Genomic DNA, 14,314 nt, shown 5'->3' on the forward strand with positions numbered 1-14,314 from the left:
CGCAGTGCCGCCTGGCGAGCCGGCACGGCTCCGGCCGGCCGGGGCCAGACGAGCCGGGCGGGTGAGGCTGGCTACGGTTTGCGCCCCTTTGCCCACCGGGTTTTCCAGTCCAGCGGTTCGTGGCGAGCGACGGTCGCCAGCGACCGGTTGAGCAGCGTGAGGGCGGCGGTCGCCTGGTAGTCGTCGGAGTGGCCGTGGAGCCGGGCCGCGAAACGGTTGCGGACCTCCCCTAGCTCGGCCCGGTTGTCGCTGACCAGCTCCGAGAGGCGGGCCACCGCGGCGGCCTGGTCGATGGTCGTCAGCTCCTGCACCGTGGCGTAGAGGTCGTCTGTCGTCATCGTGCTGGCCATCGGCCACCCTTCGTCCCGCCCGCGGGCCGTGCCCGGGGCGCTCCATGCTCGAACCCGGAGATGCTACAGGGACGCCGGGCGCGCCCCGCCATCCGGCTGCTCTTAGGTTTCCGCCACCACCTACACTTTCAAGATGCCCGGCGAGGGGACCACCGACGGTGCACTCGGGCTGGAGGAAACCGAGGCCGCGGCCCGGCGCGACGCCGAAGCGCTCGCGGGACCGGCCACCGCCCTCGTCGCCGAAGGGGCCTTGGACCGCGGTCAGGCCCGGGCCGTGCTACCCCACGTGCTCTCCGACGTCCCCGTCGCCGTCCTCCTCGTCGACCAGCACAGCGACGAGGTGGTCTTCGCCAACCGGTCGGCGGTGGAGATGGCCGGCGACGTCCACCTGCCCGTCGGGCTCGCCGACTGGGCCCGGGCCTCGTCGCTGACCGACCGCGCCGGCCGTTCTCTAGGCGAGGCGCCGAGCGTGCTGGAACGGGTCCTCGGGGCCAGCCCGACCGCCGGCGAGGCGGTCCGCACCGCCGCCGGAGCCACCGAGCGGCTGCTGTGGGCGACGGGCATCCCGCTCGGCGTCGAGGGCCGAGAGCGGCCCATGGCCCTGGTGGTGTTCTTGGAGATGGCGTCCCCGCCGGGGGGACACCGGGGCCACGAGCAGGAGATGGCCGCGCTGCGCGACCGGGCCATCATCGCCACCGACCTGGCGTTCACCATCTCCGACCCCCGCCGCGACGACAACCCGCTGATCTGGGTGAACCCGGCCTTCAGCCGGGTGACCGGATACAGCGGCGACGAGGCGGTCGGGCGCAACTGCCGCTACCTGCAGGGACCGGGCACCGACCCCGACACCCTCGAGGTGCTGCGCCAGGCCATCGCCGCGGCCGAGCCGATCGCGGTCACCCTCCTCAACTACCGCAAGGACGGGACCGCGTTTTGGAACCAGCTGGCGATCAGCCCGGTGTTCGACGGCGACGACCGCCTGGTCAGCTTCGTCGGGGTGCAGTCGGACGTGTCGGAGCGGGTCCGCGTCGACGCCGAGCGGGAAGCGGCGCTGCAAGCGGAGCGAGCGGCGCGCCGGGAGATGGAACGCACCAGAGGCCACCTGGCCCTCCTCGCCGAGGCCACCACTCAGCTGTCGGCGACCTTGGACACCGCCGAGAGCCTCGAGCGGCTCGCCGACCTGGTCGTGCCGTCGCTGGCCGACTGGGTGGTCATCAACCTGGCCGAGGACGGTCAGGGCTCCACCGACCGGCTGCTGGTCCGCCACCGTCAGGCCCCCGACCGGCTGATCGACCGTTACGTGGAGCTGCAGCCGGAATCGCTGCGGCATCCGTCTTCGTTCATCCCCCGCCTGCTGGCGGGCGGCGAGTCGGTCCTCGTCTCCGAGTACCACGAAGACGACATCGGCATGATCAACCCGCCGGAGATGCGAGAGGTCGTGCAGGAGCTCGGGATCGTGTCGGCGATGTACGTGCCGCTGGTGGCCCGCCAGCGCAAGATCCTCGGGACGGTGGTGCTGGTGGCGGGCCCGTCCGGGCGCCACTTCACCCAGGAGGACCTGAGCGTCGCCGCCGACCTGGCCCGGCGGGCGGGGATGAGCATGGACAACGCTCGGCTCTACGAGCAGGAGCACCGGGTGGCCGAGATCCTGCAGCGCAGCCTGCTGCCGACCATCCCGAAGGTCCCAGGAATAGCCGTGTCGGCGCAGTACCTGCCGGCCAACACCGTCGCCGACGTCGGCGGTGACTTCTACGAGATCCTCGGCCTGCCCGACCGGTCGGTTGGGGTCGCGGTCGGCGACGTCGTCGGTCACGACCTGAGCGCGGCCGCCGCCATGGGCCACCTTCGGGGTCTGCTTCGGGCGTGCGCCTGGGACGACGCGTCCCACGAGGCGTACGCCGATCCCGAACGGGTGCTCGACCGGGTCGACCGCCTGGTCCAGGGCCTCGATGTGGTGCCCCTGGCCACCTTGCTCTACGCCAGGCTGGTGCCCGCGGCGGGCGGATGGCGTCTGACATACGCCAATGCCGGTCACCCGGCGCCGCTGCTGCGCCTCCCGGACGGCACCGTGGCCCTCCTCGACGACGCCCGGGGGTTGCTCCTCGGGGTGGCGTCGGGCGCCGAGCGGCGGACCCGGGCCCGGGACGTGCCCGTCGGCTCGATCCTCGTCGGCTACACCGACGGGCTCGTCGAGCGCCGCGGCGGGGACATGGCGGACAGCGTCGAGCGCCTGGTCCGCCTGGTCGGCCGGTCCGATCCCGGTGACCTCGACGGGATGGTCGGCGGGATCGTCGCTACGCTCGGCCGCGACCGCGACGACGACGTGGCGGTCATCGCGGTGCGCGTCGACGGGTAAGCCCGGCGTTCAGGGCGAACCGAGGTGGGCCGGCAGCGCGCAACCCCCGAAGCTCGGGTTGTCCCACGACGCCTGGTAGCTGATCGGCCCTCTCGTCACCGTGTCCACGCCGACCTCCGCCGACGAGCCGCTGAAGTGGGCGACCTGACCGGGGTAGAGGTCGTCGTTGTCGAGCCTGAGGTAGACGGGGTAGGTCGTCGACCCCTGCGCCGGCGTGGCCGACACCGAGTTCTGCACCAGCTGCAAGGAGATGTTGCCGGCGGCGTCGTCGCGGACGGTCCCGGCCTCGACGACGGACACGTTCCTCGGGTTGAGCGGGTCGACCCGGGTCTCGAACTGGGTCACCGCCCAGTTCAGGCCGCCCTGCGGGCACACCTCGTGGGCCGGCGCCTGCGGACCGGCCGCGGCGCGACGCCCGGCCGGCGCGGAGCCGACGACGACCAGCCCGACAAGGCCGCCGGCGACCACCGCCGCGGCACCGGCGAGGACCAGCAGCGACGCGCCGGCCGGCAGTTGCTCGCTGGACCTCCGCATGCCCGCCCGACCCTATGCGGGGCGGGCCGGTTCGCGCCGTGCGGCCCGCGCCGTGCGGTTCGCGACCCGCGATGTTCACCGGCGGTGTCGGCCGCGTGGAATGTGCGCCCCTCCGCCCGGGGTTGTAGGCAACGATGACCGAGACCCCGCTGCCGTACGGCACCGACAGGCCCGATCCCGCCGGCTCTCCCAGCCCTGCCGAGCGGCCCGGTCCCGCCGGCGGCACCGGGCCGGCCGAGCGCCGCGGACCGACCGGCGACGCCCGGCGGGCGGAGGACGGCTCCGGGGACGGCGAAACGCCGGCGGTAGACGTCTACTGGCGCCCGGGGTGCGGCTACTGCGGACGGCTGTTCAGGGCCCTGGAGCGAGCCGGGGTCCCGGCCCGGCGGATCAACATCTGGGAGGACGACGACGCCCGCCGGTTCGTGCGGGACCACAACCGGGGCAACGAGACGGTCCCCACCGTCGACTTCGGCGGCCGGGTCCGCACCAACCCGCATCCCGACGACCTCATCGAGGAGATCCGAGCCGCGCACCCGGCGATGCCCGCCGCGCCGGCGCGCTCGGGCTGGTGGAACCGCCGGCACTGACCGAACCGGCGACGGCGGTCGGGGCTGGCCATTCCAGGCGTCCCGCCGAACGGCCCGGGGATATTGTGGCGGCGGTGAGCGCCACCTCGACCGGCCTCGGGATCGACGACTTGGAACGTCACCGCCGTGAGCTGACCGGCTACTGCTACCGGATGCTCGGCTCTGGTTTCGAGGCCGAAGACGCGGTGCAAGAGACGATGGTGCGGGCGTGGCGGGGCGCCGCCAGCTTCGAGGGTCGCTCCAGCGTCCGGTCGTGGATGTACCGGATCGCCACCAACGTGTGCCTGGACATGCTCCGCGGTCGTAAACGGCGGAGCCGGCCGATGGAGATGGGACCGTCGATGCGCCCGGAGCCCGAGAGCCTGGCGGCGGTGCTGCCCGAGCAGTCGTGGGTGTCGCCGATCGCCGACGACCGGATCCTGCCTGCCGGAGGCGATCCGGCCGAGGTGGCGGCCGCCCGGGAGAGCATCAAGCTGGCGTTCGTCGCCGCGCTGCAGCACCTCCCGCCCCGCCAGCGGGCGGCGCTGATCCTCTGCGAGGTCCTGCGCTGGCAGGCCAGCGAAGCAGCCGACCTGCTCGACACGACGGTCCCGGCGATCAACAGCGCGCTGCAGCGGGCCCGTTCCGCCCTGGCCCCGCTGCGCAGGGACGACGGGACCGACGACGAGACCGACGACGGCGCCACCCCGAGCGCAGCGCCGGCCCTCGACGCGCAGCACAGCGACCTCCTGGCCCGCTACGTCGACGCCTTCGAGCGCTACGACATGGAGGCGTTGGTCGCCCTCTTGCGGGAGGACGCCGTCCAGTCCATGCCGCCGTACGCCCTTTGGCTCGACGGCGCGGACGACATCGTCGCTTGGATGCTCGGAGTCGGGCGCGAGTGCGAAGGCTCCCGGCTGCTGGTCACCCGGGCCAACGGGACCCTCGCCTGCGGGCAGTACCGAAGCGACGGTCACGGCGGCCACCGCCCGTGGGCGCTGCAGGTCCTCGAGGTCGACGGTGGGCGCATCTCGGAGATCCACGCGTTCCTCGACCCTGCGCTGTTCCCGGCCTTCGGGCTGCCCGCCGAGCTGCCAGCGCAGTGACGGTCAGCCGCCGGGGAGGGACACCACCAACCCGGCGATGGCGTCGAGTACCTCGTCGGGGTGACTCAGGTGAGGGGCGTGCCCGCCGGCGGGCAGGACGCAGCGCGACACCGGGCCGCTGACCTCGTCGGCGATCCGCTCGACTTGGTCGAGGGTGCCGTAGGGGTCGTCCTCGCATTGGACGACCAGCACCGGGCAGACGATCCCGGGCAGGTACCCCTCGATGTTCCACGCCGCGAAGGCCGGGTCCAGCCAGATGTCGTTCCATCCCCGAAACGTGGCGTCGGGGTCGTTGTGGTGGCGGGCCAGCCGCTCCCGCAGGTCGGTGTCGCGGTACGCGTCCCGGGCCTCGCGGATCGCCGCGAGGGTGCGTTCTTCGACGACGACGTGGGGGGCGATGGCCACCACGGCGGCGATCGGCCCTGACCCCCCGACGCCTGACCCGCCGACACCTAGCCCCCCGACGGCCGACCCGCCGGCGTAGATGAGGGCGATAGACGCCCCGTCGCTGTGACCGACCAGCACCGGCCGCTCGACGCCGAGCGCGTCGAGGAATTCGGGCAGCACCGACAGCGCCTCGTCGTGCATGTAGCCGACCCGGCGCGGGCCGCGCACCACCGCGGAGCGGCCGTAGCCGTGCCGGGACCACACCACCACCTCGCGGCCGGTCCGCTCGGCCAGCGCCGCTGGGAACCCCCGCCACAACCCGAGCGAGCCCAGCCCCTCGTGGAGCAGCACCAGCGGCGGCCCGACGCCCGGGATGCGTTGCACCTCGACGGGGCCGCCGGCCAGCTCCAGGCGTTCGATGGACCCGGGCCGCCCGGTCACGCCGGCGCGGCGCGCACGGCCGGCGCTGGGGGCGCGGCGGGCACGGACCCGGGGGCCGGGGCTGCCAGCATGTCGCGCAGCGCGAACCGCTGGATCTTGCCGGTCGCGGTCTTCGGGAGGGTGTCGACCACGTGGATCTGGCGGGGACGCTTGAAGCCGGGCAGGGTGGAGCGGCAGAACCGGGCCAGCTCGTCGGGGTCGATGCTGTGGCCGCGGCGGGGCACGACGAAGGCCACCGTCACCTCCAGGCCGTCGGCGTTGCGACTCCCGACCACCGCGGCCTCGAGGACCGCGTTGTGCTCGAGCAGTGCGCTTTCGACCTCGGCCGGCGACACCCAGATCCCGCCCGCCTTGATCATGTCGCTGTTGCGCCCGACGAAGCGGTAGTAGCCGTCCGGGCTGCGGGTGTAGACGTCGCCGGTCCGCAGCCACCCGTCGACGAACGTCGCCGCGGTCAGCTCCGGCCGCTGCCAGTACCCGTCGGCCACCGACGGGCCCTTGACCCACAAGGCGCCGGGGGTGTCGGCCCCGGTGATCACCTGGCCGTCGTCGTCGAGGAGCCGCAGCTCGTAGCCGGCGACGGGCTCACCGGAGGTGCCGGGCCGGGTCCGGCCGGGATGGTTGGAGCAGAAGATGTGCAGCGCCTCGGTGGACCCGATGCCGTCGAGCATCTCGGTGCCGAAGTGGTCGCTGAACCGGCGGGCGACCTCGGCGGGCAGGACCTCGCCGGCGGTGACGGTGGCCCGGGCGGAGGCCAGGATCGCCGGGTCCAAGCCGACGTCGGCCATCGCCGCGCAGAACCCGGGAGGGGCGAAGAACAGCGTGGGGTGGTGGCGCGCCAGCAGCTGCGCGGCCCGGGCCGGTGTGGCCGGCTCGGGGTCGATGACCGCGGTGGCGCCCGCGCCGAGGGGGAACACCATGGCGTTGCCCAGCCCGAACGCGAAGAACAGCTTGGGCACCGAGTAGCAGACGTCTCCGGGACCGACGCCTAGCACGCTGGCCCCGTACGTCTGGCAGATGGCCCGCAGGTCGCCGTGGCGGTGGATGGCCCCCTTGGGGCGCCCGGTGGTCCCCGACGTGTACAGCCAGAAGCCGGGCGACGCGGTGGTGGTCGCCGCCGGGGCGACGGGGCGGTCGGACGCCGCGAACGCCGCCCATTCGTGGACCCGGACCCGGCCTGCGAAGGAGGCGGGGGAAGGGGGGCCGGTGACGACCGCATCGGTCAGCGCCGGGGCGCCGTCCAGTTCCAGGAGGTGGCCTCCGTAGCGGCCCGAGAGGATCACCGTCTGGGCCCCCGAGTCGACGGCGAGGGCGGCGACGTCACCGGCGCGCAGCATGGTCGACACCGGGATGGGGACTGCGCCGATCCGCAGCCCGGCCAGCAGGCAGACCGGGAACGCCAGCTCGTCGTCGACGACCATCAGCACCCGGTCGCCGACCCCGACGCCGAGGGCCAGCAGGCCGTTGGCGGCCCGGACGGTGGCGGCCAGCAGCCCGTCGTAGGTCAGCTCCTCGTCGCCGCAGCGGAACGCCACCGCCGAGCCCCGGCCGGCCTCGACGTGCCGGTCCACCAGCCACACCGAGGCGTTGAACGCCTCGACGTCGGCCTCTCCGCCCGGCTCCTGGTCTGGCGCGCTCGCTCCGCTCATCGCCTCAGGCCCGGACGTACTCGAACTCGACCGGCTTGGTGGCGATGCCCGTCGCCGGCGGGGCCACCCAGCTGGCCATCTTCCCCGGCTCGGTGACGGGCACCATCAGGGACGTGACGTGGGCCCGGTCGCCGTCGGAGGGCAGCCACCGGTCGCGGCTGGCCTGCCATTCGTCGGCGCTGACCAGGCGCCCGTCGGGGGTGATGGAGGATCCGCCGAAGGCGCCGACGGCGCGGTGGAAGCCGACGTGGGGCAGGGTCAGCTCCAGGCCGACGGGGGCCAGGATCCGGTTCCAGCGGTCGACCCCCTTCTGGCAGTCGTCGGTGTAGTCGCTGCGCAGCCCCAAGTTGAGCGCCGAGAGGGCCGCCACGGTGCGGGTGGCGATCCGCCCGTCGGCCACCTCGGGGGTCTCTACTTCGGCGTCGCGCAGCTGGTGGTCGTCGTCTCGCCTGGACTCCTGGAAGCGCCCCTTGAGCCCGGCCGCGAAGTAGTTGGCCGCGTTGGTCGACGTCTCGGCGCCGAAGAGGTCGAGCGAGACGCTGTAGTGCAAGTTGAGGTACCGCTGCAGGGTGTCGATGTTGATCCCGCCGTAGGGCGCCACGTCGGTGGTGTCGTGGGCCTGCATCAGCTCGACGGTGCGCTGCACCACCCGGCCGATGCCGCCGGCGCCCACGAACATGTGGTGGGCTTCCTCCTTGAGCATGAACTGGCAGGTGCGGGCCAGCGGATCGAACCCGCTCTCGGCCAGCGACGCCAGCTGGAACTTGCCGTCGCGGTCGGTGAAGTAGGTGAACATGAAAAACGACAGCCAGTCCGGCGTCGGCTCGTTGAACGCCCCGAGGATGCGGGGGTTGTCGGCGTCACCGGAGTGGCGCTCGAGGAGCATGTCGGCCTCGTCGCGCCCGTCACGACCGAAGTAGGCGTGCAGCAGGTAGACCATCGCCCACAGGTGCCGGCCCTCTTCCACGTTGATCTGGAACAGGTTGCGCATGTCGTAGAGGCTGGGGGCGGTGGAGCACAGGTGCCGCTGCTGCTCGACCGACGCCGGCTCGGTGTCGCCTTGGACCACGATCAGCCGGCGCAGGTCGGAGCGGAACTCGCCGGGCACGTCGGACCACACCGGCTCGCCCTTGCGGTCACCGAAACCGACGCGGCGGTCCGGCTCGGGGTCGGCGAGGAAGATCCCCCACCGGTAGTCGGGCATCTTCACGTAGTCGAAGTTGGCCCAGCCGTCCTTGCCGACCGAGACCGCGGTGCGCAGGTAGACGTCGTCGTCTTGGTGGGCTACTGGCCCCATCTGCTTCCACCACTCGATGAACTGCGGCTGCCACCGCTCGAGCGCCCGCTGCAGCTTGCGGTCGCCGGCCAGGCCGACGTTGTTGGGGATCTTGTCGTTGAGGTCGATCGCAGACATGACGGGTTCAGACTCGCTTCCGGTCGTAGGACGGGCGCGAACCGGTGCCGTAGCGGCGCAGCGCGCCGTCGGGCCCGGACGCGTTGGGGCGCACGAAGATCCAGTTCTGCCAGGCCGACAGGCGGGCGAAGATCTTGGTCTCGGCCGTCTCGGGCCCGACGAAGCGCAGGTTGGCCTCCAAGCCGGTGAGGGCGTCGGGGGAGAACGCGGCCCGCTCCTCGAGCGTCACGCGGATCTCGTCGTCCCAGTCGATGTCGTCGGGAGCGAAGGTCACCAACCCCAGCTCGAGGCACTCCGAGGCGAGCAGCTCCTTGCCGAACGCGGCCCGGCACGCCGCCAGGGCGTCGTCGTGGCCCCAGAACCGGCTCTCCAGGCGCGACAGCCCGTTGCCCATCGGGTACCGGCCGTCGTTGGCCGCGGTGAGGGTCAGCGCCGGCGCCGGCAGGTCGCGACCCTCGAACGTGCCGTCGAGCATGAAACTGCGGTCCGCGGCCAGGGCCAGCTCGCCCAGCGTGCCGGCGAAGCAGCTGCCCGGCTCGATCAGCGCGATCAGGGTGCGGGCCGACACGTCGAGGCGCTTGAGGGTCCGGGCCCAGTAGGCCCGGATCTCCCGGACCAGCCAGTGCCCGGAGTGCTCGTCGAGCACGTCGTCGACCGCCGCCAGCGCATCCCGGTCGCCCTCGGTGTGCAGCACCCAGGTGCCGATCTCGGGCTCGTTGAACCGCATCCGCAAGATCGCGTCGTCGAGCTCCCGGCAGGAGGCCAGCGCCCACCCGTCGGCGCCGGCCGCCACCAGCTCCTCGGGGGTCGAGGGCTGCGGGCCGGCGGGGCCCCGGACCACGATGTGAGCGGCGCCCAGCTCCCGGTCGATGTCGACCGACACGTGCCGGTAGGCCAGGCCGCCGGCGGTGACCTTCCGGTCGAGGGGGGTGAGGGTCACCCCGGGGCCGCCGGGCCGGTCGGACGCCGCGGCCCGGGCCGCGGCGCGCTCGCGGACGTGCTCGGCGAACGCGGAGCGGGGGGCCACCGAGTCGACCAGCCCCCACTCGACGGCCTGGGCCCCCCGCACGCCTTCGCTGCGGGTGGCGAACACGTCGGCCAGATCGCGGCGCACCTTGCGCTTGTCGACCACCCGGGTCAGGCCGCCGGTGCCGGGCAGGACGCCGAGGAGCGGCACCTCGGGGAGGGAGACCGTCGAGCTTCGGTCGTCGATCAGGATGATCTCGTCGCAGGCCAACGCCAGCTCGTAGCCACCGCCGGCCGCGGTGCCGTTGATGGCCGCCAGCCACACCTGACGAGACGTCGACGTCGCGTCCTCGATGCCGTTGCGGGTCTCGTTGGTGAACTTGCAGAAGTTGACCTTGTGGTTGTGGGTCGCCCCGGCCAGCATCTGGATGTTGGCGCCGGCGCAGAACACCTTGTCCAAGCCGCCGGTGACCACCACCACCCGGACCTCGGGATGCTCGAAGCGCAACCGCTGGACGATGTCGTACAGCTCGATGTCAACCGACAGGTCATAGGAGTTGAGCTTCAGCTCGTAGTCGTCGCGCAACCCGCCCTCAGGGTCGACGGCCATGGTCACCGTCGCCGTCGGACCGTCCAGGTCGAGCCGCCAGTGGCGCCAGCGCCCCGCCTCGGTGTCGAAGGAGATCTCCCCGTCGTCCGCCATATCGCCCATCGGTGTCCTCCCCGGAGTAACGTAGGTCACATTCTACAACCTGATGACGACATTCGGCAAGACGTAGCACAATTCGGGTCGAGGCCCCGGGCCGGGAGCAGCGGCAAGGCTCTGCTGCTCACGGTGCTCGGCGAGTTCGTGCTGCCCGCCGGCGGCGCGGCGTGGACCGCCACGCTGGTGCAGTCCATGGCGGCGATCGGCATCGCCGAGAAGAACGCCCGTCAGGCGATCGCCCGCCTGGCCGACCAGGGCCTGATCGTCAGCCACCGCGCCGGGCGGCGGGTCCGCTGGCAGCTGAGCGACGACGGGCGGGCGCTGCTCACCCAGGGCGCCGCCCGGATCTACGGGTTCTTGACCGAGCGGGCCACGTGGGACGGCCGGTGGCTGGTCGTCACCTTCTCCGTGCCCGAGGAGCAGCGAGCCCGGCGCCACCTCCTGCGCCAGCAGCTGGGCTTCGCCGGGTTCGGTTTCCCCGGCGCCGGCGTGGCGGTGTCCACTCACCTCGACCGGGAGGCGGTGGCGGTCGCCGCGCTGCGCAACCTCGGGATCGACGACGGGGCCATGGTGTTCCGGGGTGAGGCCGGCGCGCTGGCCGGTGACGCCGAGCTGGTCCGGCGGGCGTGGGACCTCGACGACCTGGGCCGGTCCTACGAGCAGTTCCTGCAGCGCTTCGGCGGGCTGCGCCCCGACGGGGAGCGCGAGGCGCTAGCCGCCCTCACCCACCTGGTCCACGAATGGCGGCGTTTCCCCTTCGTCGACCCGGAGCTGCCGGCCGACCTGCTGCCGGCCGGCTGGCCCGGCCAGCGGGCCCGGCAGCTCTTCGACGGGTGCCACTCGGAGTGGGTCGCTCCGGCGCGCGCCTGGTTCGCCGCCGCCGACCGCGTGGACTGACCGGTGGGGCCGGGCGCCCGGGTGGCCGGTACCGTGGTGGGAGCACCATGAACGATCCGACCCCCACTGCGCAGGCCGCCCGCCGGCGGACCTTCGCCATCATCAGCCACCCCGACGCCGGCAAGACCACGCTCACCGAGAAGTTCTTGCTCTACGCGGGGGCCATCCAGGAGGCCGGCGCGGTCAAGGCCCAAGCCGGCCGGCGCCGGGCCACGTCGGACTGGATGGCCCTCGAGCAGCAGCGGGGCATCTCGATCAGCTCCACGGTGCTGCAGTTCGACTACCGGGACCACGTGGTCAACCTGCTCGACACGCCAGGCCACCGCGACTTCTCGGAGGACACCTACCGGGTCCTGGCCGCGGCCGACGCGGCGATCATGGTCCTCGACTCGGCGCGCGGCGTCGAGCCTCAGACCCTCAAGCTGTTCGAGGTGTGCCGCAGCCGGCGCCTGCCGGTGCTCACGTTCCTCAACAAGATGGACCGCCCCGGCCTGGAGCCGCTGGCGCTGCTCGACGAGATCGAGGAGCAGATCGGGCTGCGCCCGACCCCGGTCACCTGGCCCGTCGGCGACCCGGGCAGCTTCCGGGGGGTCATCGACCGGCGCAGCGGCGGCTTCGTGCGCTTCACCCGCACCGAGCGGGGCAGCACCGCGGCCGGCGAGGAGGAGCTCGACGCCGAGCAGGCCGCGTCCGAGCTGGGAACGGCGTGGGAGCGGGCCCTCGACGAGTGCGCTCTGCTCGACGAGGTCGGCGCGGTCGTCGACCAGAAGTCGTTCCTGGCCGGCGAGTCCACCCCGGTGTTCGTCGGTTCGGCGATCACCAACTTCGGGGTCCGTCACCTCCTCGACGCCATCATCGACCTGGCCCCCTCCCCCGCCCCCCAGCTCGACGCCGACGAGAACCCCCGCCCGCTCGACTCTCCCTGCTCCGGCTTCGTGTTCAAGGTCCAGGCCAACATGAACCCGGCCCACCGCGACCACGTCGCGTTCGTGCGGATCTGCTCGGGGCACTTCGAGCGGGGGATGACCCTGATCCACCAGCCGACCAGCAAGCCCTTCGCCACCAAGTACGCCTCGTCGGTGTTCGGCGCGGAGCGTATGACCGTCGAGGACGCCTGGCCCGGCGACGTCATCGGGCTGGTCAACGCCAGCGGCCTTCGCATCGGCGACTCCCTGTACCTGGACACGCCGGTGGTGTTCCCGAGGATCCCAGCGTTCCCGCCGGAGCTGATCGCGTCCGCTCACAGCAAGGACGTGTCACGTCACAAGCAGTTCCGGAGAGGCCTGGAGCAGCTGGAGCAGGAGGGCGTGGTGCAGGTCCTCCACCGAGTCAACGACCCCCAACCGGTCCTCGCCGCGGTCGGCCAGATGCAGTTCGAGGTGTTCGCCCACCGGATGGCCCACGAGTTCAACGCTCCCGTCGAGATGGGGTCCTACTCGCAGCGCACCGTGCGCCTCACCGACGGGCCGACCGCCGAGCATCTGAAGGGGTACACGGTGGTGCAGGTCCTCGAGCGCAGCGACGGCGCGTTGCTGGCCATGTTCGAGTCCCCGTACTTCCTGGCCCGCATGGAGTCGGACCACCCCGACTGGGTGCTGACCCCCATCCTGACCACCTAGCGGCCCGGCCCTTTTCCCGGCCGGACGGCTTACCGGTATATTAGTGAGCGATTTTTTGGACCACCCAGGGGAGCCGAGTTGACGACCACCACGTTCGAGACCATCGAGTTCGAGGTCTCCGACCACATCGCGACGATCACCCTCAACCGCCCCGACAAGCTCAACTCGTTCAACGAAACCATGGCCGGGGAGATGACTGAGGTTTGGGAGGCGGTGAGAGACGAGGACGACGTCCACGTCGCGGTGCTCCAGGCCAACGGCGACCGGGCGTTCTGCACCGGCATCGATATCAAGGCCGGTGCGTGGTGGATCGGGCAGAACATCTGGAACCAGGTGGACCCGGGGGCGTTCCTCGGCCCCAAGCACCACAAGGTCTGGAAGCCGGTCATCGCTGCGGTCAACGGCATGTGCGCCGGCGGTGGCCAGTACTTCGTCAACGAATCGGACATCGTGATCTGCTCCGAGGATGCCCAGTTCTTCGATCCCCATGCCAACGGAGGGATCGTCTCCGCGCTGGAACCGATCGGCCTTCTACACCGGGGGGTTCCGCTCGGGGACGTGCTCCGCTGGGCGCTCACCGGCAACGAGGAGCGCATCGGCGCCGAGACCGCCCTGCGGCTGGGCTTGGTCAGCGAGGTCGTCCCGACCGCTTCACTGCGTACCCGGGCCCGGGAGCTGGCCGACGGCATCGCCCGCCGCCGCCCCGAGGCGGTGCAGGGCACGGTCCGGGCCATCTGGGAGGCCCTGGAGATGACCCGGACGATGGCCCTGCAAAACGGCTTGGCCTACACCCATATCGGCAACCCCCGGCCGGGGGAGGCCCGCTCGACCTTCCCTTTGGAGCGTCCGACCGAGATCCGCTAGTGCTCCGGGGTCGGTGGTCCTTGTTCCAGGGCGATAGGTTCAATCATTCAGTCGCAACACGTGGAGGACAGAAGTGGACTTGAAGCCTGGATCGCGCTGGCGTAGCGCAGTGTGTGACACCGAGGTCATCACGGTGCGCGCCCCGAGCGGCCCGGTCAGCTTGGCCTGTGGCGGAGTCGAGATGATCGCGTACGGCACGGAACCGCCGGCAGGAGCAGTGATCGATCCCGACAAGGCCGGCGGCACCCAACTGGGCAAACGCTACGCAGACGACGCAGGGACCCTGGAGCTGCTCTGCACCAAGGGCGGCGCGGGCACCCTCACCGTCGACGGGGTAGTGATACCGATTAAGGACGCCAAACCCCTCCCCTCGTCCGACTGACGACCGCTCCCGAGGGGTGGGTCGGCTACGAGCTGACCAAGTGACGGGCCGGCGACATCGCGCGCATCACCGGT

Annotated in this window: 13 protein-coding genes; 7 read left to right on the plus strand and 6 right to left on the minus strand. The window is 72.1% G+C overall.

Features of this window, described 5'->3' with window-relative positions:
* Positions 1-71: 71 nt before the first annotated feature.
* Entirely contained in the window at positions 72-350 is a 279-nt protein-coding gene (locus K6U06_RS20905) for a hypothetical protein (RefSeq protein ID WP_262323916.1), read from the minus strand.
* 133 nt (positions 351-483) lie between these two features.
* On the opposite strand from K6U06_RS20905, the gene K6U06_RS20910 reads away from it, so the two are divergent.
* Positions 484-2,706, plus strand: coding sequence for a SpoIIE family protein phosphatase (locus tag K6U06_RS20910; RefSeq protein ID WP_262323917.1), 2,223 nt, complete (start codon positions 484-486; stop codon positions 2,704-2,706).
* Positions 2,707-2,715: 9 nt separating this feature from the next.
* Here K6U06_RS20910 and K6U06_RS20915 read toward each other — a convergent pair whose 3' ends face one another.
* On the minus strand, positions 2,716-3,240 hold the full coding sequence (locus tag K6U06_RS20915; protein WP_262323918.1) for a hypothetical protein: 525 nt from the start codon (positions 3,238-3,240) through the stop codon (positions 2,716-2,718).
* Positions 3,241-3,374: 134 nt separating this feature from the next.
* Between K6U06_RS20915 and K6U06_RS20920 the strand changes: the two genes are divergently transcribed.
* Complete coding sequence (locus tag K6U06_RS20920) at positions 3,375-3,830, plus strand: glutaredoxin family protein (RefSeq protein ID WP_262323919.1); 456 nt, start codon at positions 3,375-3,377, stop codon at positions 3,828-3,830.
* A 74-nt stretch (positions 3,831-3,904) separates the two neighbouring features.
* Positions 3,905-4,915, plus strand: coding sequence for a sigma-70 family RNA polymerase sigma factor (locus K6U06_RS20925; protein WP_262323920.1), 1,011 nt, complete (start codon positions 3,905-3,907; stop codon positions 4,913-4,915).
* A gap of 3 nt (positions 4,916-4,918) precedes the next feature.
* On the opposite strand, the gene K6U06_RS20930 is transcribed toward K6U06_RS20925, so the two are convergent.
* The 4 genes from K6U06_RS20930 to boxC are packed head-to-tail and all read right to left on the minus strand — an operon-like array spanning position 4,919 to position 10,484.
* Positions 4,919-5,743 (minus strand): alpha/beta fold hydrolase, encoded by an 825-nt coding sequence (locus K6U06_RS20930; protein ID WP_262323921.1) that lies wholly within the window; start codon positions 5,741-5,743, stop codon positions 4,919-4,921.
* Positions 5,740-7,392: a benzoate-CoA ligase family protein gene (locus K6U06_RS20935; RefSeq protein WP_262323922.1), complete on the minus strand. Its 1,653-nt coding sequence runs from the start codon at positions 7,390-7,392 to the stop codon at positions 5,740-5,742. The genes K6U06_RS20930 and K6U06_RS20935 overlap by 4 nt, the downstream gene beginning before the upstream one ends.
* A 4-nt stretch (positions 7,393-7,396) precedes the next feature.
* Complete coding sequence (boxB, locus tag K6U06_RS20940) at positions 7,397-8,806, minus strand: benzoyl-CoA 2,3-epoxidase subunit BoxB (RefSeq protein ID WP_262323923.1); 1,410 nt, start codon at positions 8,804-8,806, stop codon at positions 7,397-7,399.
* A 7-nt stretch (positions 8,807-8,813) separates the two neighbouring features.
* Positions 8,814-10,484, minus strand: coding sequence for a 2,3-epoxybenzoyl-CoA dihydrolase (gene boxC, locus K6U06_RS20945; RefSeq protein WP_262323924.1), 1,671 nt, complete (start codon positions 10,482-10,484; stop codon positions 8,814-8,816).
* A 111-nt stretch (positions 10,485-10,595) separates the two neighbouring features.
* Between boxC and K6U06_RS20950 the strand changes: the two genes are divergently transcribed.
* From K6U06_RS20950 to K6U06_RS20965, 4 genes are all read left to right on the plus strand, one after another.
* Complete coding sequence (locus K6U06_RS20950) at positions 10,596-11,375, plus strand: PaaX family transcriptional regulator C-terminal domain-containing protein (RefSeq protein ID WP_410051117.1); 780 nt, start codon at positions 10,596-10,598, stop codon at positions 11,373-11,375.
* Between the two features lie 47 nt (positions 11,376-11,422).
* Positions 11,423-12,994 (plus strand): peptide chain release factor 3, encoded by a 1,572-nt coding sequence (locus tag K6U06_RS20955; protein ID WP_262323926.1) that lies wholly within the window; start codon positions 11,423-11,425, stop codon positions 12,992-12,994.
* A gap of 78 nt (positions 12,995-13,072) precedes the next feature.
* Positions 13,073-13,858 (plus strand): enoyl-CoA hydratase/isomerase family protein, encoded by a 786-nt coding sequence (locus K6U06_RS20960; RefSeq protein ID WP_262323927.1) that lies wholly within the window; start codon positions 13,073-13,075, stop codon positions 13,856-13,858.
* Positions 13,859-13,967: 109 nt separating this feature from the next.
* Positions 13,968-14,240 (plus strand): hypothetical protein, encoded by a 273-nt coding sequence (locus K6U06_RS20965; RefSeq protein ID WP_262323928.1) that lies wholly within the window; start codon positions 13,968-13,970, stop codon positions 14,238-14,240.
* The last annotated feature ends 74 nt before the right edge of the window (positions 14,241-14,314 follow it).

This window comes from Acidiferrimicrobium sp. IK (assembly GCF_025499425.1).
In the GTDB taxonomy this organism is placed as follows: Bacteria; Actinomycetota; Acidimicrobiia; order Acidimicrobiales; family Palsa-688; genus Acidiferrimicrobium.